The organism is Micromonospora sp. C81 (assembly GCF_018070425.1).
GTDB classification, from domain to species: Bacteria; Actinomycetota; Actinomycetes; order Mycobacteriales; family Micromonosporaceae; genus Micromonospora; species Micromonospora zamorensis.
The window spans coordinates 1-19,689 of sequence record NZ_JAGPXS010000035.1; the positions used below are offsets into that span (position 1 = coordinate 1).

The following is a 19,689-nucleotide window of genomic DNA, read 5'->3' on the forward strand; positions in this document are numbered from 1 at the left end:
CAATCCAGCGCGGCCGACCTGAACCCCGAGATCGACACTTCGGAAAAGTCACTTCCCGGACCCGCCACACCCCAGCCTAGAACAGCCCTCACCGCGGCCTCTTGACACAGAGGGGTGCCAGATCCGTGCACCTGTGAAGCGCCGTGGACTGACCGGAGAGGATGTATGCGTGGATCCCACAACGTTGCGCTGGGCATCACGCCGGTATCTGACGAGGCGATACGAGGAACTCCAGGGCGAGTATGGCCGGCTGCCCAACAGTGGCCGCCAAGCCGATGGGTACCACTACACCACCGACGCAAAGGAGATCTTCCCCCGCTACAACGTCGTGGACGCCATCCTCGTGGAGGTGGAGCGGCTCGATCCGGACCGGCTTCCCAGCGGTGACGTGGTGGCCAGCATGATGCTCACGGCTGCCGAGAGTGCGAATTCCCCCTTCACCGAGCCCCCGTACGACGCGGTCCAAGCACTGGCTATGGCCGATGAGCGCCGGCTGTTCGCTGCAAAGGTGCAGCACTGGACGGCGCAGACCGATTTCCGCACCGACCCCGTCCCGTACCGGCGCGTGCTAACGCCCGAGGAGTCATCAGCCTGGCGGACGTCGCTGCAACGGCGATGGGGGGTGCAGAACGGCTGGTGGCACCCGTTGCTGAGTGGTTCGGTTCCGCACGACGTGCTGATATTGACTGGGGAGTCGATGTGGGAGTGCGACGGCGTTGATCAGGTTCGCCGAGTGCTGCGAGAGCTGGGCCGGCGGCGTGTAGTCGAGTTGCGCGAGCATGGGGCCGACTACCTGTTGGATGTGGAGATCGTCGCCCCGAGGTACACCGGGCCGGAGGGTCTCTGGATCGACGAGCATCACGATTGGATTGCCTACGCATCCCACGAGGGAACCGTGGCATTCGGCGGCGTACTCACCGCCGGGCTCGTGGCGACCTGGCCTGAGGCCGACAGTTGGCGATGGCCCGGATGGCAGCAACTCGGCCATGGCTGAACCATGTCATCCTTCATAAAGCCGCGAGACGCACTCATATCGACGCGAGCGGATGCCACCCTATCGGCTCCGCGGGGCCAGCGCTGACGCCTTCGGTTTCGCCGAAGCGGCCTCCCAGCAAGAAGCCCTGGCCAGAAGGTTGCTGGTGGGATTTGAGTCTCAGCTCCCGGGATCCATGCCGACGGCACCACGAACGGCCCGGAGCGGTACGTCGACGCGGCGAACTCTTTCGATCGCGCCCGAAGGGCTCCACGACGACAGCCAGCACCGGCTAGGCGGGGAGCAGCGCCACCTGACCACTTCGCCCTTCACTGGGAGGTCACGCCGCACCGCTCGACCTCCATCACCGCAGGTCAACGCCCCTCGTCCCTGGCCGGCGCCGGTGAGCACTTCGGGCGCAGAGACCTCTTCGCCAACCTGCACCCAATCTGCTCCCAGTTGCAAGGCCGGGGCACCCAGTGGCTGCTTACCGCCTTTACCTGCGCACACTCCCCTACCAGGCGACATAGATCCTTGTCGACCGTTGCGCAGAACCGCGGAGCACTCCGCGGTGAAACAGGACGCCGCACCGACTCTGACCTGCGGAAACGTGGGGCCGCAGGCAGGGGTGGATGCAGTTGAGCGCCGTTGGTTGCCGTTGGACGCAGTCCAAGGCCGTTCAGGGCACCCTGTTGCTCCCCACCTGCTCCCCTAAACCGGGCTCACACCGGATTGCCGACCGCCGACCGACCGTGAGCTGCCGGCCCAGTGCCTTGATTGGCATCAGCGCTGGCTCCTGCCGCTGCATCGGTCGTTCGGGGAGCACGCCCGCGATCGCCGCGCCTTTCAGCGGCAGTTGAGGCGCGCTGTCTCGGCGACGCGAGAGTGCCTCCGGCATTCAGAGGGCGGCGATTGAGGTGGGAGCTCGTTCTTGCCGAGCCAGTGCGCGAATCACGTCCAGGGAACCGTGTCGCCAGGCGGCGAGGCTACTCAGCAGATGGATCGTCGCTTCGGCCGCTGCCGCTGGCATCGATGGCGTCGGCAAGCTGAGGCTAACAGCTAGGTCGTCGACGTGCACGACCAGCTCCACGACTCGGGTCAATAGGAAGTCATCGACCCTCAGACCCCAGTCGCCGAGGTCCACGATGCGGTCGAGAGGTTGCGTAGGCACTACGGCCCGCAGCTCGGTCATCGCGGCATCGACGGTGCCCGCCAGGTCTACGGCGGTCGTCGATGCGGCTGCCTGCTCGCTGCGGCGCCGGATGCCGATGTTGTCAGCGCTGTCAACGCCTGAAGTCACCCAGGTGTTGCCCGTGAAATGCTCCAGCACCGAGATCGCCGACTGTCCTGGCGCGGCGCCAAGGAACATCACCGTGTGAGTTACCTGGTAGGCAAGATGACGAGCGAGGCCGCCCGTCGAGAAGTCGGCCAACGCGCTGGGCGTGGACCACCGCTCGGCCAGGATCGGTTCGCGCAACATAGCTGCAGCGGTCTCGGCGGCGTCGAGGAAGGCAGGTCGGATCATCGAGTGCACGGTATGCCCTGCGGACACCTGTTGTCATGGGTGCTCCTGCCTGCGAGAGGCAGTTCGTGGGCTGGAGTGCCCGCACATCGGCACGAGCGGACGCTGACCGGGCGCGGTCGGCGACGAATCGATGCAGGTGACTATCGTTCCTACGTCACCTTGGTCTATGGCTGATTCGCTCGCCTATCCAGCCGAGCAGCGTGCTGGTGTAGTCAGGGCTGACGGATTCGAGGGTTTCGGCACCGCTGCGGGTAGGCATGTGGGTGCAGTCGGTGAGCCGGCGGATGGTCAAATCGTTGGTACTGGCGACGCGCCGCCACACGGCGATGCTGTCCTCGGCTGGGGTCCACTCGTCGGAATCGCCGTAGAACAGCAGCGTCGGGCAGTTCACCTGCGCGATGACCGGCTGCGGGTCGTAGTCCATGTCCTCCCACGTACCGGGGTGGCCGAGCAGATCACGCGGGACGTGCGCGAGCGGGAACCACGGCCTGTCGGCGTACCGGTCCACGACCGCCTGGGCGGTCGCGCGGTCGATGTGACCGCGGACGGCGCCTTCGAGCGCCTCACGTAGGCGGGCCAACTCGGCGAGGTCGGCGTCGCCATAGCCACGCTGGAGCAGCTGCTGCGCCGTTCCGTACCGCATCTGGACCGCTGGGCTCACGCCGCTGGTGGCGACCAGCACCAGGAAGGCGACCAGTTCGGGCCGGCGGGCCGCGACCGCCGACGCGGGCCAGGTGCCCTGGCTCCAGCCCCACAGTCCCACCCGAACGTCGCCCATCCGACGGCGCAACTCGGCAACGGCCGCCACCGTGTCGTCGGCCTGCACGGCGAACGGCACGTCGCCATGCTCATGCAGGCGGCGGTCGAAACGCAGCACCGCCACGCCGGCTCGCGGAAGCTCGCGCGCCAAATGCTCGTACAGGAAGTACGAGCGCTGCGGCACGGCAGACCCGTGCAGGACGACCACCGCACCGCGCACCGGCCCGACAGGCGGCACGTCCAGCGTGGCGGGCAGGGACACGTCACCAGCATCGATGGACAGCTCCACGCCGGCAGTCAAGCACACTACTGCGCGGACCACTTCCGCAGCCGGTAGCAGGGATCCAGTGAGCCGACTGGATGGACACGCTGACCACATTCCCGTGCCCGCCATCCTCGGTAGACAGGTCACGTCCGCGCTGGAACATCCGCAATTCGTCACGACCGCGCGTTGGTTCTCCACCGGACTCCATCACTACCGTGACGCCCGGTTGGCGGCATGAGCGTAAACCTGATCAACGCGTACAGACCCCACAGGAAGATCCCGAGGCCGGGGGTGTTCGAGTGGCCGACGACGGCCATGAACGTGAACACCAGAGGAGCGCGCGTGAGGACGTTGCCGCGGCCGGAGTCGCGGCGCCGAGGCTCCAGCGGGGTGCTGGGGCCTCGGCGCCCTTCGCCTTGCACGACTAGGGGGCGCTGCAGCCTGCGGGTGTTCGGCCGCTGGGGCGACCTTGGTCGATCAGGCCCGCAGGTGTAGGCGGCGGCGCCGTGCGACGAGCACCAGCGCGAGGCCGACCGCGACGGCGGCGGTAGCCGCGCCGACGAGCAGCATGGTGTTGTCGCCGGTGACCGGCAGGCCCGGGCCGGCGCTCGCTGACGCTGACGGCAACGCCGACGCCGACGCCGACGCCGACGCCGACGCCGACGCTGATGCCGACGCCGATGGCGAGGTGCTCGGCGAGCTCACGGCGACCTTCTTCGCCGGCACGAAGATCTGCGGCTCGTCGCTGTCGTCGACGCGGACCTGCGCCAGCGTGTGGTTCTCCTCGCCGTTCTCGCCGGCCAGGATCTTCCAGCCCGCCGGTGCGGTGAAGGTCAGCAGGACGTCGCCGACGGGGAGGCGGGCGAAACGGAACAGGCCCTTGGCGTCCGTGATGGCCTCGGCGTACTTCGTCTTGCCGTCGGCACTGGTGGCGACGACCTTGACACCCGGGACGCCAGGTGTCCGGGGCGTCCACTCGGCGCCAGAGGACTCACCCTGGAAGACGTAGCCGCCGAGATCGTCGAAGGCGCCCCCCACCAGCAGCCGCACGCTGGTGACGTTGTCGGCGTCGTTGGCCTCACCGTTGTCGGCGGCAAGCGAGAAGGCGACGAATCCGTACCCGGCCTGCCACGCCATGCGGTTGGTCTTGCCGGTGAGCTGAACGGTCTTGGTGGCGCCGGCGGCGAGATCGAAGCCGGTCGACAGCACACCGTAGGCGACATCCTCGACGCCCTCGCTGTCCCCGCCGGTGTAGTGCACGCGCTTAGCGTCAACGGAACTCTTGTTCTTCACCGTGACCGTGATGGTGAAGGTCTCGCCCTCGGCGTAGTTGGCCTTGTCGGCGGCGGAGCTCACCGCGATATCCGGCTTGGGGTCGGCGGCCAGGGCGCCCGTTGCCGGGAGGACGGCCACGACCATGCCCACGAGGGCAGCGGCGGCAAGTTTTCGCATGGAGGTCTCCGTAATGGGGAGTGGGAATCAGCGCGATGCTAGCGGCTGGGCGAGTCGCTCCGCTGTCCCAAGATCGAGACCGTGATCGGAGAGATATCCGTTCACGGTTGCTTGATGATCGAGTGAACGCTCATCGACATGAGCGGACGGCGCCCTACCGCCTCTGAGGGAGCGCCAACGCTGACGCCTTCGGATCCGCGGAAGAGGTTTCCAGCCTGACAAGGTCGGCTTCCCGGCTCAGCTGGTTGCCAGGAGTACAGCGCGGCGGGCGAGGTCCGCCGCGATGTCGTCCCAATCGGGTCTGTGCTGGTTGATGGCGAACGCGCTGGGGCGTGAACTCGATCGGGCCTGGCTGGCGATAACAGATGAGGAAGCGGTACGTCTGGAAGCAGGCTGAAATGAGACGAGCCAATCGGGTTCGGGTACATGCTGGTTGAGCAGCAGCTCGTCGCCGGCCAAGAGTCGGATGCCTGGTATGTGAGGGCCTCTCTGGCGGATCATCGCCTGTTCACGGTTCTCTACGACCGGCATGCAGTTGCCTTGTACCGGTATGCCCAGGGCCGGGTGGGACCTGACGCGGCCGACGACGTGGTGTCCGAAACGTTCCTGGCTGCGTTTCGGCGCCGTCAGCGCTACGACACGTCTCGGGTAGATGCCCGGCCGTGGCTGTTCGGGATTCTGACCAAGGAAATCTCCCACTATCGGCGCCGCGAGCGAGCGCACCTGCGCGCTACCGCTCGATGCCACGCGGTGGAGATCGTTCCCGATCCTGCGGAACGGGTGGTGGCCGGTGCGGCGGCCCACGCCCTGCGGGCATCGCTGGCGCGGGCTTTGTCCGATCTACCAGCCAGAGATCGCGATGTCCTATTGCTCATCGCGTGGGGCGGGCTCACCTACGAGGAGACCGCCCTCGCGATTGGCATACCCGTGGGAACGGTCAGGTCACGGCTCAACCGTGCCCGGCGCAAAGTCAGCAGCGCGCTCGGCGGGGACGACCCGACGCGGGCAGTAGAGGAGACGGTGTGAACGACCAACAGATGATCAACCACGTTAGAGGCCTGCTCGTCCCAGCGGAGCCGCCGCCACACCTGCGGGGGCGGGTTGATCGCATGATCGCTGGATCAACGCGGTCAGCACCGAGGCGATCCTGGAGGCTCGCGACCATCGGTGCTGGGGCCGCCGTCGGGGTATTCGCGCTGCTTATCGGCCAGGTGGTCGGCATCAACGGCGAGCTGCCTGCCGGCAGTGCTCGGGCAGCGGAGATCCTCCACCGTGCCGCTGACGCCGCTCGGGCCGACCAGACTCCGGCTCCCCGCGCCGACCAGTTCATTTTGACGACCACGAAGAACTACGGTCCTGTCGTCGGACAGAAAGGGCTCGCGGCCACCCTCACCCGCTCTTGGGCTTCCGTCGATGGCACCCGTGACGGCCTGATTTGGGTCAGCGACCCACCGCCCGGCGGCAGGCAGTCGACGGTGATTCCCGGTTGCCGGGACGGACGCGCCGCAGAATGGGCGCCGGACGGCAGCCTCCTGAAGTCCACCCGGCCGTGCACGCCGACGCCGGCTTACCCGAACAACGTCCCGACCGACACCACCGGCATGCTCAGCTACCTGCGGCGGGCAAGTGGCGGCACCGCGTCGAGCGATGAGCAGACCTTCGCCAACCTGGAAGAGCTAGTCCGCGGATACCTGCCCGCACAGTCACGGGCCGCCCTGTACGAGGCGGCGACGAAGATCCCGGGGGTAATCGCCTCTCCCAGCATCACCGACGCGGCCGGTCGGGCGGGCGTTGGAGTGTCACTCATCGGGGACATCGACCGGTATGACCTAATCTTTGAACCGCAAACCTACCGCTTCCTCGGATGGCAGGTCGTTCCGAACGCTGAGAACGCCGCTGACCCAGTCCGATCCGCAGCCATATTGAGTATCGATATTGTCGACCGTGCTGAGCAAATGCCGTAGCAGGCAGACGAGACGCGACGGCGCGCAGGGTATGGCCGCCGGGGGTTGGGCCACCCTGCTCAGGTCAGGCGATCACCGGAAGTACTGGACGGGCTGATTCCGCCGCCGATCGATGAGCCGCTCTGGTTGAAGGCGCCCTCGCCGGCACCGCCCTGCCCACCTGGTAGTCGTTCGGTGGATCTTCACTACCGCGTTATCAGGGGGCCGACGCCGTGGTGGCGTCGCCCCTTCGTCATGCGGTGATGGTAAGGATGCGCCAGCTGTCCCCGTTCTCCGTCCGGTTACCGGCGTACCGCAACCACGTGCTGCTCAACGCGAGGCTCGCCCAGTACCGGGCCTCCCTCGACGCTGGCGCAGTCGTCCGACAGTGGGCTAACTTCACGCCAGTTCCTCGATCCGCCCCCATCGCGCCGACAACTCCAGCACTTGGGCGTGGCTGATGGAGGCGAGGGTGTCCCGGCCGGGTCGAGCGACATCAGCCATGGCCCTCCTGCTCGTCTCCGCTCCACAACTACCCAAGGTCGACCAGGCTCACTTCCAGTCGACCTGTCGAACGAGGCTCACCAGCTGCCGAGGGTCACGGTCGGCTCGATGCACTTCAGGTCAACCGCATCCACAGCTATGCCGCTGCGGCTGACAGCGAACGGTCCGCCCTCGAAATCCTCATCAACTTTAAAGCCGCAGCGTCGCCCTTGGACCGGAAGTAGTCGTACAGCATACGAGGTTGCAAGCCACTACCGGGCTCCCCATTCGACGACGCCGGTGAGGTCGTTGGTCACGCGGTTGAGCGAGATCCACGCTCCACCGGGAGGGGCTTGCATGCGCCAGTCGTTGTCGCGCCAAAGCAGGGTGAGCGTAAGCACGTGGTAGCGCGCGGTGCCTGCTGACGGGGCGCGCAGCACTAGCCCGATGACGGCAGTGTCCGGGGTGTAAGACTGGTAGCTGAAGCCGGCGATCTGGCTCAGCTCGCCGGGCTCAGACGAGTAGTCGGGGTTGTCGCGTAGCGCAGCCAGGAGCTGGTCGCGGTCATTGCCGGGAAGGAACTGGCGTTGGACGGTGGGTTCCCAGCAGTCGCGGCCCGCCGAGGCGGCTGAGCGGACCATGAGCTGCGCCGCGGCGATAAGAGCACCGTCGGGCGTATGGGCGTAATTCGCGGCGGTTCCGCCGGCGACGCGGGTGGGGCCGGCCGTCGCGCTGACCGGCACGGCGGTCTGACCGACCAGCTCCCACCGCACACCGGCCGGCGGGGCGATAGGCACGGCGGTGGGCAGGCTCTGCGCCGTCGTGGAGCCGTCTGGGACCAGAATCGCCAGTGGCGCCGTACCGGTGGTATCGGTCTCGTCGTCACCGCCCACCGTGATGGCGAGCAACACGGCGGCGATGACGACGATCACCACGAGCGCTGCCGAGGCGATAACGCCGGGCCGCGTCCACGGCGGACGGTCGGCGAAGTCATGGCGGGCAAAGCGCGGCATTGGTGATCCTCCTGCTGAATCAGCGCGATGACCACTGATTCTCCACGGCTATTGGCAGCGCAAACAGCCCCTGGCTCTTACGCGCCGTAACTTGAGCCAGCCCAGGCGACCCCGAAGTGGCCTGCCCAAGCGGAGCCGCGCCGCGCATCGCTACAACTCGAACCAATCTCCCGCGCGAGCAGGATCACCGGTGCGAAGAAACTCCTCAACCACCTGCCAGGCACGATCGAGATCGAGCACGAAGTCGGCGGTGAACTCGATCAGGGCATCCATCACCAGCACCTCCGCACTCACGTCGGCGGGCTGATCCGCCACCAGCGGAGACACCACACCGTCATCCGACATGAGATGGACGACCGCTGCGGACCCCTTGAACCCGAGCGCGCAAACGGGGAAGTTGGCATCGCCCCGGACCTCGAGGTAACCCTGCCCCTGGGCACGCAACTCACCGAACCGCTCTACGAGGCCAGCGACACCCGAGCGCTCAGTCGCAACGAACGTCCCAGACGTTGGGGACGAAGCGCTCCACGAGATGTCCACCCTGCCTCCTCCTCAAAGGCCCACGGCTGAAGCTTCGGAAGCCCGCCTTCCCGGTGAAGGCCTTGCCTCGTACGCCGCTGTACGGGACGCCGTAGCGATCTTGACCGGCCATGCGAGTTTTGGGTCCGCCTTCGCGAAGTCGCAAAGCCCCGAGTGGGTGGTGCGAGGCCCTCTTTACAGTCACCTACGATCACGCGATGACGGACGCCGCGCTCGGCTTCGGCTACAAACTTCAGTGGCTCGCTGTGCGTGACCGGGGCGCCGACGCCGTCGCTGCCGCGCTGAACCTTAGCCGTCCCACTCCCGCCAACTGGCGCGATGCAATCGCCGCGGCCTATGACGACCACGGCAACTGGCTTCTCACACCGCCGCTTAATCGGTGGACCCTCGCCGCTTCGACAGACGTGCCCGCACCCGAGGACGACCGGTTCGCCGCTTGGCTGGCGGCGCTGAGCCACCTACTCGGTGAGGTGCAGTACTTCGGGACTCATCGGGTCGTCGAATACCACGGGTGGGGGCGCGCAAGGGGCGGCGTTGTGGAGCGAGCATTCGCCTACCTCGGCGATCGCGGCGAGGTGCTGTTCGACGCAGGCGAGCGCACGATCGAAGAACACGCGCTCGGGGTTGGGGCCGCCGACGACGAGGACGCACCGTGGGACGACGATGACGAAACCTCGCCCTGGCCGGATGAGGAAACCGTGCTCACGCTCGCCGGTCAATGGAGCATCGACCCACGGAAGCTAGCGGGCGCCCTGATCCCAGGGCATCCTTGGATCACCTCGGCACAATGAAGACAGCCCGGAAGTGACGCACCGACTCTAAGAGACGTCTTGTAACTCTGAGCGCGGTTCGCAGCCGGACGCGATCCTGGGGGCATGACGGGCCCAGCGCAGGATGACGCCGAGGTGGCATACCTGCGGGAGGTCACCGCGTTGACCAAGAGCCTCATCGCCGCCGAGGAGCCTTAGGAGGTAGCGCGGGACATCCACGGGGTTTCTGCGCATGCGTCGTTGGAGGTGGAGCCAGCAGGCTTCGTGTGGCTCATCTGGGGCGATCTAACCGACCGGGTGGAGCTCAACCCTGACGAGCATGAGCAGGCCGCAGCTGAGATGGTGTCCGGGCGGCACGGGAGTGGCTATCGCTGGACCTTGCCAACCGCAAGGCCGTGGCCAGGTATCTGGACTACTGGGTGCACGGCGTATGCGGGCTACGCCAGGCGGGCTGGCACGGGCGCCGAGTGATTTACGAGCACTTTGCTCAGCGATACCTCGTATCCCGAACAGCTGTTTGGTAGGGACGTTGGGGCAGAATGCCGTGGTGCAGGTGATCACGGCAGCCCGCCCGGAGTGGATCTTTCCGTTCACCGGGTCGCAGCCCGCACGGATCCGTACGCTCGACCGGCTGATCGCCGAGCATGGCGGTGCATCGCTGACGGCCGACCGGGTCGGCAGTAGGCCCTAAAATTGCTCGACCAACGTCCTTGGGCATACACCTAGCGCGCCACCTCGGCCACGACCACCGGCACCGAACGGCTCAAGCTCCGCCGACGGTGATCGATGATGCGGCACCGGTCAGGGGCGGTCGTGCAGGAACCATGCGTCGCCCTGGGTAAGCGCGATCGCCAGTTGCCACTGCTCGCACTGCAGGCTGCCGCCGACTGCCATGTGCTGCCCGGCCAGTTCCCACGCCTGCGAGCCTGGGCGCGGCCGGCGTTGTGCGGTGAACTGCAACATGGTGCCCCAGGCGGCGATGAGGGAGGCGCCCCATCGCTGCTCCCATTGCCACATGGCCGCTGCCAACGCCGGGATCCCGTTGTCGCGAGTCGCTCCGAAATAGGGCACCCAGCCGGGAGCCAGCCACTGCGATGTCGTGGGCAACAGCACCAGCTGCACCTCGGGCCAGGTGGGCCATCTGCTCGTACCGACAAGGTATTCGGACCCGCGGAAGGCCTGGGAGGCGAGTTCCGGGTCGGCGAGGAGGGTGTCATAGGTCCACCGCTGCAGCGCTGTCGAGGTCGTCGGTAGGGTCAGCTGCTCGAGTACCGCGGCGACCACGTCGCCACCCAGGAACGCTCGAACATAGCCCTCAGCGTCTGCCTGGACCTGGACGGCATCGCTGCCGTAACGCTGATACACCGGCCAGGGGTCCAGTGCCCGAGCTGCCAGGTCCAGTTCAGCGATCTCATCAGCGTCCGGTTCGTGGTCGAGGCCGCCCGGCAACGTGAAGACGGGCCATCTGCCGGTAGCCGGCATGGCCGTATGAGCCGCCCGCCATGCCTCGAGGAGTCGAGCAGGGTCGACACCCTCCACCAGGAAGGTGTGGCCGAGTCCCTCCCGGACGCGATGGCCCCGCAGGGCGGTCGCTCGCAGGGCAGATGCGATGTCACTCGCGTTGTCCATCCGTGCCGCCATACAAGCACGGTAATTCCAGCCACCGACACGCCCCACCTGACCCTACGTGGCGCTCGAGCTCCTGCATCAACCGAACCTTGCACACCACGGCCATCGTCTGACTGCGCCACGACACCGCAGGCCGCGCCTGCCACCGCCGCAGCCTCGCCGCGGGCAAGACCCGATGGTATCCATGCGCTGCCCGCAACGACGCCTGTCCGACTTAGTTCCAAGCAGATGAGCAACGATGCGAAATAGGCGAGGACGGGCCCAGGGGGGCCCGATCCCCATGGCCAACACTTCGAAAGTCACCCCCCGGACCCGCCGTACCCGGCCTAGAACACCCTTCCTCGCCGCCGGTTGGCCTTGAGGAGTGCGATGAGAGTGCACTTAGTGGAGGGTCATCGACATGATGCACCGGGCTTTATCATCCGAAGCATGGTGCGGGCTGAGGTTGTCGTCGACGTGTTCGACCGAGCCGCCGAGCAGCTGCGGTTTCCTGAGCCGGAACACCCTCACAGCTATTTGATAGCGGCTCGGCTACATGCCTTCAGTGACGCCGAGCGCTGGGCGTTGGTCATCGACACCGTCGGTTACAACCCGCGCGCTGCCAACGTCGTTGACGTGCTGCATGCTCTCGGCAACTGCCTCATGGGCACGACCGAGACTTGGAACAGGCGGTTCGTCAACCGTATCGACAATTTCGTCGACCTGTTCGAGGACGATCCGAAGGCGGCCTTGTACCGGCAGGTGCCGTTGGTCATTCGGGGACAGGCCGTGCCGGTAGCCGCCGCTGCGACGATCCCTCCGCAAGACCTCTTCAGACTCCTCGCTCCCCAATATCGCGATCTTCTGCTGGCCGAGAACACCGAGGTACGTCAGCTCCTGCCTGCGGACCTACCGCAGGTGCTGTGCCTGAACGACTGGCACCACACCGCTCTACGGGTTCGGCCCCCGAGCCCTGAGCGAGAACGGCAACGACAGATACACGAGATGCTCACGCGTCACGCATCGCCGCAGGGGTGGGTGCCATTCGAGGTCCGCCCGAGCGACATCGAGACCTACCAGCAGATCGGCGAGGTGCTGGCCACTGCCGACCCCTCCCGCTACCGGCCGACCCTCCCGGGAAACACACACTGGAGCAACTGGCCAATGTCAGGGGCGCTGTAACGGCGCACCAAGATCCGGAGCGCACGGATCGTGGCATGAGGGAAAGCCGTGACCCCGGCAGCCACCTGGCCGCCTCGCACCGGTTTGTGACGGGGCTTCCCCGGCGACGCGCACGACGGGGCAGAGAAATTGCCCGCCTGCGAAGAAGACGCCGACAGTGCACCGCGGCCTCGCCCAACACGCCATGTCGTCCGATCGATCGGAACGCTGGGCCGCGAGCTGCGATCTGCGATCTGCGATCTGTAACCATTGGCCGCCAGCGCACACAGACAGGGATATGAACGTCGTCAACGAACGCGACGCCGACTGGTTCCGCGGCATTTACGCCCGGCACTACCCGGACGTCGTGCGCTACGGCCTGCGAAGACTCGGCGGCACGGCTCCTGCGGAGGAGCTCGCCCAGGAGGTCTTCCTGGTCGCCTGGCGGCGGCGGTGGGAGGTTCCAGCGCGGACGCTGCCCTGGCTGTACGGCGTCGGGCGCCGCCTGCTCGCCAACCACTGGCGCGCCGAGCGGACCAACCCAGCAGCACTCGAACTAGGAGACGTGCCGTCGGCAGACTGGCTCGACGGGGTCGCGCGCCTGGTTGACGTGCGCGCCGCGCTGGCGCGGTTGTCCGACGACGATCAGGAGATCCTGCGACTTGTCGGCTGGGAGCAACTCACCGCAAGCGAGGCCGCCCTGGTCCTCGGCTGCGGCACCGCGACCGCGAAGGTCCGGCTACACCGGGCCCGACGGCGGCTAACCGACCTGCTGCGCGAACAGCCCGCTGGCGCACCTGTCCGGATCGGAGGAGCACGATGAACAAGCAGGTCCGTACGCTGCTGGAGCACGCCGATCCGGCCAGGGGTGTCGTCGTCGGTCCCGGCGACGCTAACGCGGTCCTGCGCCGCGCAGCGACCGATATCACGCCATTCGAGGCCGTACCACCGCGCCGCTCAACGCGGCGCGCTGTGCTCGCCGTAGCGGTCGCGACCGCCGCCGCTGCTGGTGCGCTCGCGCTGCCCAGAAGTCCCGCTCTCGGGCCGATGGCGGGACCGTCGCCGGTGCCGGGCTCATCCGACGCGGCGACCAACTGCCTGGCCGCGCTCGCCAATCACATCGCGCCGACACCGTACGACGGCGGGTCGGGCCGGTACGAGTACCTCCACAACCGCAGCATGAGCGGCTTCACCAGCGAGGTCCCCGGCAAGACCACGTTCGCGACGGCCACCTGGCAGGTCGAGGTGAAGCTGTGGAGCGCCGGCGACGGCTCGGGTCGGCGGATCGCCGACCGCGGGCCGGTGCAGTACCCAGACGAGGCCTCGCGCAAGTTCTTCGCGACGCATACCGACGCACTGGGTACCGCGCACGACGATCGCACCTTCGCGACAGGCGAGCGCAAGCCGCGTCCGCTGCCCGAAGCGGAGCCAGCAGCGATGGCCGAGCAGCTGTACCAGCCACGCGAGAACGGACCTTCGGCCGCCCTCGTCGGCGTCGCCGACCTCAACGCCGCACGGATCCTAGACGCGCCACACCGGGCCGCTGTGCTGCGGTTTCTCGCCGCCACCGACGGCGTAACCTGCGCCGGCGAGACGCAGACCGAGGTGGGCGCCGGGCTGCTGGTAACGGCACAACTCGGTCAGGGGCCACACCCGAGCCCCGGCGACAACGGGTCCGAGGCGCTGCTGTTCGACACCAGCACCGGCGAGCTCATCGCCGCCGGCACCCGGCCCGGCCAATGGACCACCGTCTACCTCGACCGCGGCTACACGGAGCAGACCGGCTGAAAAAGCGACCAGACCGGCTCAAAATCCACGCACCGGGCCGGTCGACAGCAGCCGCGCACTGACATTGACATGAGCGGACGCCGCCTTGCCGCCTCCGCGGGGAAGCCAGCGCTGACGCCTTCGGTGCCACCGAAGAGGTCACCGTTCAGGGAGCCCTGCTCAGAGGTTCGCCAGTGGGTTTGAGTCTCAGCTCGCAGGATCCGTACCGACGCCACCGCGACGACAGCCAGAGCCGCGCCTCGATGCGGACTGGCCTCGTGATTGGCGCCGGCAGGCCTCAGTTCAAAAGCGGCAACAGCCAGTCGGGAGGCTGGAGGCTTGACCTCTTCGGTATCCACTGGGAGGTCACGCCGCACCGCTCCACCGCATCCCCGCAGGTCAAGCCCTCGCCTCTGTCCGGCGTCGGTGAGCACTTCGGACGCGGTGACCACTTCGCCAACCTGCACCCAATCTGCTCCCAGGTGCAAGGCCAGGCCAACCAATGGCTCCTTACCGCCTTGACCTGCGCACACTCCCCAGCCAGGCAACATAGAGAGTTGCCGACCGCTGTGCAGAACCGCAGAGCACTCCGCGGGAAACAGGACGCCGCACTGGGTCTGACCTGCGACAACGTGGGGTCGCCGGTAGGGGTGGGTGCAGTTGAGCGCCGTTCGGTGCTGTTGGATGCAGTTCAAGGCCGTTCAGGGCACCGCGCTGCTCCCATCCTGCTCCCCCTGGGCCGGGCTCGCGCCGCGGTGCCGACCGATCGTGAGCCGCCGGTCCATTGCTTTGGTTGGCGTCAGCGCTGGCTCCCGCTGCCGCATTGGTCGATCGGGGAACATGCTCACGATTGCCGCGCGTTGTCAGCGGCAGATCCGGGTGCCCGATCTTGGCAAACCATTTGTCAAGCAGAGATGCACCGCCGATGGCTCGGCGGGCGGCACTGCGCTCCGGGTCATCAGCCGATCGGCTGACTGATGGCGATGATCGGCTATTTCCATGTGCGACGGACACCCTGCGACGCTTAGGAAGGAGGCATGATCAACGAGCGGACCGTTCCCCTGCTGCCGTGCGAATCCATTGACGACATCGAAACCTTCTACGGAGTTCTCGGTTTCCGCACCACGTACAAGCAACGCAAGCCAAACGCGTGTGTGGGGGTGCAGCGGGAAGACCTGCATCTGCAGTTCTTCGAGATCGCCGGATTCGACCCGGAGCAGTCCTATGGCTCCTGCCTCGTGATCACTGCGGACATCGAGGGACTACATCGGGCATTCACAGCCGGTATGCGCGCCGCATACGGGAAGGTGCTGGTGTCCGGAACGCCGCGGATGACCCGGCCTAGGGCGCGGAAGAACGCAGACGGGTTGGGCGGGTTCAGCGTCATCGACCCGGGCGGCAACTGGATCCGTGTCTTTCGGGATCCCGCCGCCGCGCCCACGCCGGCCGCCACGCCTGCCGGGCGGTTAGCCAAGGCCATGGCGAATGCTGTCGTGCAGGCCGATTCCAGGGGAAGCGTCGGACAGGCGGTTCGGATCCTCGACAGCGAGTTGGCCCGTCCGCAAGCTGACGACGACCCGGTCGAGCAGGTAGAGGTCCTGGTCTACCGCGCCGAACTCGCGATGGTGCTGCACGATCCAGAGACCGCGGCCGAGATGCTGGCCCGGGCCCGCTCCGTCACGCTCGCGGAGGACGAATCCGAAAGGGCGGCATCCGCGTTCGACAACGCCGCCGAACTCGCGGCAGCACTGCGGTGACTCACCATACGAACGCCTCCCTCAACTCGACATGAGCGGACGTCGCCCAAGTGACGGCCGGGAACCCCATGGCTGACATCTTCGGATCCACCGAAGAGGTCACCGTTCAGGGAGCCCTGCTCAGAGGTTCACCAGTGGATTTGAGTCTCAGCTCGCGGGATCCGTACCGACGCCACCGCGACGACAGCCAGAGCCGCGCCTCGATGCAAGCTGGCCTCGTGATTGGCGCCGGCAGGCCTCAGTTCAAAAGCGGCAACAGCCAGTCGGGAGGCTGGAGGCTTGACCTCTTCGGTATCCAACAGGACGCCGCACCCTGTGAAGTCACCCACACAAGCCGCCGTCGACCACACCAGAAGGGCTACCTAAGAGCGCGTTTGGTTTGTGGGTCGGTCGGGTGTGTTGCACAGCGGGTCCGATCGATGGGTGTCAGGCTCCACTTGATCCGTTACGGATTAGCGTCGGATGATGCGTGACATCAGTGGGGTGGCGTAGTCCCGGGCCGTCACTCAGCGCGATCGGATCTTTAGAGGGGCCGCGAGACCGTCCGGCCTCCGGCCTCGGAGGACAACGGGATGCTTTCGGACTACCAACAGCAGCTGCGGGCGAAGTTTTTGGCAGCCCCGGTCGTCGCTCCGCCGGAGCCGTGGCGGCACCTCGACCAGAGGTGGCGCTACATACCGGTGGGCGGGCTGCAAGGCGTCGAGCGATCGCCACGCTCAAGACCTGGAAGGTCCTGGTCAAGCTACGCTGCTGTCCACGCCGAGCCACCGCGATCGTGCAAGCCATCCTGGTCCTGCACCATGTCGAAGCGAACCGCTACGCAGGATGAAAATGGCTCAGTGATCGTGCTATCTACCGCCGCCTCGCACCAGACTCACCATCGTCGGAGCCACAAGGTCTCAGCCGCCGAGCAGGTTGCGCTGCTGCATCGCCTGACGCTGCGCCTCCGCCTCGTCCTCGATCACCGGCGATGGTGCCACCGGGGCGGGCGTGTTCAGCGCGCCCAGTCGCAGGCCGTACCCGCACCAGGAAGCAGCCTTCATGATCAGCGGCGCTTCCGGTGGTGCGGGCCAGGCCAGGAAATGGAACCGCTCACCTGACTGATCGACGACCTTGTCATAGTGGCGATCCCGGCCGCTGGCATGCATCCGCAGCCGGTAGTAACCCGGGCCGTCCGCGCTGAGCACCGGAAGTTGCGGTCGCTCGTCCAGCTGTGGCAGCTCGAGTTGCTCGACGGTCAGGTGGCCATTAGGCACGTAGAGACTGATCTCAGCGATGTCCTCCCAGGAGGCGAGATCGTTCCACTGCTCTCCGGTGTACAGGCCCGGATGCGCGTGCAACGCGTCCGCTGTGACCTCGACGTAGCCGCGGTCAACGCCAGTGGCGATCAGCGCCGCAGAGTCCATGACCCCGGCCAGGCCGGTGGAGTAGTCCATGGCTTCGAACGGTGTGTCCACGTCACGGTCAGTGACGCCGAAACTGTGATCCTGGACGTATACGCGCACCGGATGCCTCACGGCTGTCATTCTGCCCTATCTCTCCTCTGGCCTGACGCCACGCCGTTGCGGGGCGCCAGGTTCTCCTGACGCCCAACCACGTGCCTTGCCCATCGGCACACGACCGGGCCCGCAACCGGCACCGTAGCGGCATCGCCTGGTCCAAGAGCGCCGTCCGCGTCATCCTCACCAACCCCCGCTACACAGGGCGGCAGGTGTGGAACAAGCAACGCACCGACGAAGTACTGCTCGACGTCGACGACGTGGCAATGGGTCACACCGGCGTCATGCGCTGGAACGCCCGCGACAAATGGGTGGTCTCCAAGGACATCACCCATGAGCCACTCATCGACGACGCGACCTTCGAGCAGGCCCAAGCGATACTGCAACGACGCGGACGAGGAACCGGCGGACAGCACGTCCGGCAGCGCACCCGCAACCCGTACGTCTTCCGGGGCATGATCTACTGCGCCGCCTGCGACCGACGCATGCAGGGCCAGTACAACCACGGCGACGCCTACTACCGCTGCCGCTTCCCGCAGGAATACGCCCTCGCCAACCAGGTTGAGCATCCCAGCAACGTGTACCTGCGCGAGGATGCCCTCACCGACCCGATCGACACCTGGCTGGCCGCCGCCTTCGCACCCCACCGCATCGAACACACGATCACCGCGATGGCCGACGCTCAGCCCTTGGAACATCCGCCCGCAACCGCCCCAGCAGCACAGACGACTATCACCGAGTGCGACGCCAAGTTGGAGCGCTACCGGGCCGCCCTCGACGCTGGAGCCGACCCAGCGGTGGTCACCGGCTGGATCGCGCAGACCCAGGCCGAACGTGCGCGGGCTGAAGCGGATCTCCACGCGAGTGTGGGCACCGCCCCGCGCAGGATGAGCCGAGCAGAAATCACGACCCTGGTGAACGCGCTCGGCGACATCACCGCCGTGCTCCGCGACGCCGACCCGGCCGACAAGGCCGAGGTCTACCGGCAACTCGGTCTCCGGCTGAACTACCAGCCTGAAACGCAAACGGTGCGCGCTGCAGTCGATCTCAGCGCGCACCGTGGGGTAATGGTTTGTGTCCGAGGGGGGACTTGAACCCCCACGCCCTATACGGGCACTAGCACCTCAAGCTAGCGCGTCTGCCATTCCGCCACCCGGACCTACACGTTGAGCCTACCTCGCCGACCAGATGATCTTTCCATCGGTAGTCGGCACGGCGGGCCGCACGGGGAGTTACTGTACACGCCGCTCGTGGATCATGCACATCGCCTTCCGGCGCCTCCGTTCCGACGCTTCCGCCCCTGTTCAGGCCGCCTGAAACGCCTCACGGACACGGCGCCCAGGCGTGTCCGGGTGGCGTTCGGTGGCCCTCTGACGGCAGCATTGCCGTGTGTCCCATCCCTCCCCTCTGGCAGCCGCCCAGCACCGGGCCCTCGCCCTGCGCGCTGCCGGCGACCTCAGCGCCGCCCGGCAGCTGCTCGCGGAGGCTGTCGGCTCCCCTCCCCCTCCGTACACCGATGATCACCCGGAGGTGCTGCACACCGCGCACCTGCTGGCACGGCTGCACCGCGAGGCGGACGATCCGCTCGCTTCCCGCCGGGTGTTGGAGGAGGCGTTCGCCGCGGGCGAGCGGCGGTGGGAGCACTCCGACCCGGTGCTGCTCGCGCTCGCTTTCGAGCTCGCCGAGGTAGCCGAAGAGCTCGGCAACCGGCACGAGGCCCGCCGCAACTACACCCGCGTCGCCACCGCCGGGCCCGCCGTGCTCGGGGAGCACCACCCGGTGGTACGCGCCGCCCGCGCCTACCTCGCCCCACCCGCCTCGGCGCCGACCGAGCAGCCCGGGCCACCGCCGACGCCCATCGCGGAGCCGGTCGGCACGGCGGCCGACGCCGGCCCCCACTCGGCGCTGTCCGGGCCGACGCTGTCGCTGGCGACCCTGGCCGCGATGCGACCCTCCGCTGGTGGCCAGGCCGCCACCAGCTCACCCTGGGCTCCGCCGGCCGCAACCCCTTCAGGGGTACGAGCACCCGCCGCACCCACCCCGCCCAGTAACGCCGCCACAGCGTCGCCTCAGGTTTCTCGGGTGCAGTCCGCACCCTCCTCGATCGCGCGGGCGCAGCCCGGTCCACGCACCGCCCCGACGGCGCCTGCCGCGCCAGGGCCGGCGCTTCGGCC

General features: G+C 67.3%; 18 protein-coding genes, 1 tRNA gene and 1 pseudogene. 11 read left to right on the plus strand and 9 right to left on the minus strand.

What is annotated here, in order from left to right:
• The first annotated feature begins 169 nt into the window (after positions 1-169).
• A complete protein-coding gene (locus tag KBX46_RS31795; protein WP_210795751.1) occupies positions 170-994 on the plus strand; it encodes a hypothetical protein in 825 nt (274 codons plus the stop codon).
• A gap of 877 nt (positions 995-1,871) precedes the next feature.
• On the opposite strand, the gene KBX46_RS31800 is transcribed toward KBX46_RS31795, so the two are convergent.
• The 3 genes from KBX46_RS31800 to KBX46_RS31810 all read right to left on the minus strand — a co-directional run bounded on the left by KBX46_RS31800 (position 1,872) and on the right by KBX46_RS31810 (position 4,974).
• Complete coding sequence (locus KBX46_RS31800) at positions 1,872-2,498, minus strand: maleylpyruvate isomerase N-terminal domain-containing protein (RefSeq protein WP_210795753.1); 627 nt, start codon at positions 2,496-2,498, stop codon at positions 1,872-1,874.
• A 154-nt stretch (positions 2,499-2,652) separates the two neighbouring features.
• Entirely contained in the window at positions 2,653-3,546 is an 894-nt protein-coding gene (locus KBX46_RS31805; RefSeq protein WP_308159757.1) for an alpha/beta hydrolase, read from the minus strand.
• Between the two features lie 453 nt (positions 3,547-3,999).
• The gene (locus tag KBX46_RS31810) at positions 4,000-4,974 is read right to left on the minus strand and encodes an SdrD B-like domain-containing protein (RefSeq protein ID WP_210795755.1); all 975 of its coding nucleotides are present in this window, start codon (positions 4,972-4,974) and stop codon (positions 4,000-4,002) included.
• Between the two features lie 426 nt (positions 4,975-5,400).
• On the opposite strand from KBX46_RS31810, the gene KBX46_RS31815 reads away from it, so the two are divergent.
• On the plus strand, positions 5,401-6,000 hold the full coding sequence (locus KBX46_RS31815) for an RNA polymerase sigma factor (protein WP_210795757.1): 600 nt from the start codon (positions 5,401-5,403) through the stop codon (positions 5,998-6,000).
• Positions 5,997-6,938, plus strand: a complete 942-nt coding sequence (locus tag KBX46_RS31820; protein ID WP_210795759.1) for a CU044_5270 family protein — start codon at positions 5,997-5,999, stop codon at positions 6,936-6,938. Before KBX46_RS31815 ends, KBX46_RS31820 begins: the two co-directional genes overlap by 4 nt.
• Positions 6,939-7,672: 734 nt before the next feature.
• Here KBX46_RS31820 and KBX46_RS31825 read toward each other — a convergent pair.
• Positions 7,673-8,413, minus strand: a complete 741-nt coding sequence (locus tag KBX46_RS31825; RefSeq protein ID WP_210795761.1) for a hypothetical protein — start codon at positions 8,411-8,413, stop codon at positions 7,673-7,675.
• A gap of 150 nt (positions 8,414-8,563) precedes the next feature.
• Positions 8,564-8,953 carry a hypothetical protein gene (locus KBX46_RS31830; RefSeq protein ID WP_210795762.1) on the minus strand — a complete coding sequence of 130 codons (390 nt, stop codon included), beginning with the start codon at positions 8,951-8,953 and terminating at the stop codon, positions 8,564-8,566.
• A gap of 197 nt (positions 8,954-9,150) precedes the next feature.
• On the opposite strand from KBX46_RS31830, the gene KBX46_RS31835 reads away from it, so the two are divergent.
• Together KBX46_RS31835 and KBX46_RS31845 are read left to right on the plus strand one after the other, a co-directional pair.
• Positions 9,151-9,744: a hypothetical protein gene (locus tag KBX46_RS31835; protein WP_210795764.1), complete on the plus strand. Its 594-nt coding sequence runs from the start codon at positions 9,151-9,153 to the stop codon at positions 9,742-9,744.
• Between the two features lie 523 nt (positions 9,745-10,267).
• The gene (locus tag KBX46_RS31845) at positions 10,268-10,414 is read left to right on the plus strand and encodes a hypothetical protein (RefSeq protein ID WP_247668538.1); all 147 of its coding nucleotides are present in this window, start codon (positions 10,268-10,270) and stop codon (positions 10,412-10,414) included.
• 110 nt (positions 10,415-10,524) lie between these two features.
• On the opposite strand, the gene KBX46_RS31850 is transcribed toward KBX46_RS31845, so the two are convergent.
• The gene (locus KBX46_RS31850) at positions 10,525-11,364 is read right to left on the minus strand and encodes a DUF4253 domain-containing protein (RefSeq protein WP_210795766.1); all 840 of its coding nucleotides are present in this window, start codon (positions 11,362-11,364) and stop codon (positions 10,525-10,527) included.
• A gap of 417 nt (positions 11,365-11,781) precedes the next feature.
• Between KBX46_RS31850 and KBX46_RS31855 the strand changes: the two genes are divergently transcribed.
• The 5 genes and pseudogenes from KBX46_RS31855 to KBX46_RS31875 all read left to right on the plus strand — a co-directional run.
• Complete coding sequence (locus tag KBX46_RS31855) at positions 11,782-12,513, plus strand: hypothetical protein (protein WP_247668530.1); 732 nt, start codon at positions 11,782-11,784, stop codon at positions 12,511-12,513.
• A 277-nt stretch (positions 12,514-12,790) separates the two neighbouring features.
• The gene (locus KBX46_RS31860) at positions 12,791-13,315 is read left to right on the plus strand and encodes an RNA polymerase sigma factor (protein WP_210795768.1); all 525 of its coding nucleotides are present in this window, start codon (positions 12,791-12,793) and stop codon (positions 13,313-13,315) included.
• A complete protein-coding gene (locus KBX46_RS31865) occupies positions 13,312-14,280 on the plus strand; it encodes a hypothetical protein (RefSeq protein WP_210795770.1) in 969 nt (322 codons plus the stop codon). The genes KBX46_RS31860 and KBX46_RS31865 overlap by 4 nt, the downstream gene beginning before the upstream one ends.
• A gap of 1,016 nt (positions 14,281-15,296) precedes the next feature.
• Entirely contained in the window at positions 15,297-16,016 is a 720-nt protein-coding gene (locus KBX46_RS31870) for a VOC family protein (RefSeq protein WP_210795772.1), read from the plus strand.
• A gap of 685 nt (positions 16,017-16,701) precedes the next feature.
• Positions 16,702-16,845 (plus strand): annotated as a pseudogene (locus tag KBX46_RS31875) (IS5/IS1182 family transposase); the annotation flags it as partial.
• Between the two features lie 70 nt (positions 16,846-16,915).
• Here KBX46_RS31875 and KBX46_RS31880 read toward each other — a convergent pair.
• On the minus strand, positions 16,916-17,533 hold the full coding sequence (locus KBX46_RS31880) for a hypothetical protein (protein WP_210795774.1): 618 nt from the start codon (positions 17,531-17,533) through the stop codon (positions 16,916-16,918).
• 80 nt (positions 17,534-17,613) lie between these two features.
• Between KBX46_RS31880 and KBX46_RS31885 the strand changes: the two genes are divergently transcribed.
• Positions 17,614-18,609, plus strand: coding sequence for a recombinase family protein (locus KBX46_RS31885; RefSeq protein ID WP_210795776.1), 996 nt, complete (start codon positions 17,614-17,616; stop codon positions 18,607-18,609).
• Here KBX46_RS31885 and KBX46_RS31890 read toward each other — a convergent pair.
• Together KBX46_RS31890 and KBX46_RS31895 are read right to left on the minus strand one after the other, a co-directional pair.
• Positions 18,591-18,674: transfer RNA gene (locus KBX46_RS31890), tRNA-Leu, on the minus strand. The two genes, KBX46_RS31885 and KBX46_RS31890, sit on opposite strands and share 19 nt — an antisense overlap.
• Positions 18,675-19,314: 640 nt before the next feature.
• The gene (locus tag KBX46_RS31895) at positions 19,315-19,575 is read right to left on the minus strand and encodes a hypothetical protein (RefSeq protein ID WP_210795778.1); all 261 of its coding nucleotides are present in this window, start codon (positions 19,573-19,575) and stop codon (positions 19,315-19,317) included.
• Between the last annotated feature and the right edge of the window lie 114 nt (positions 19,576-19,689).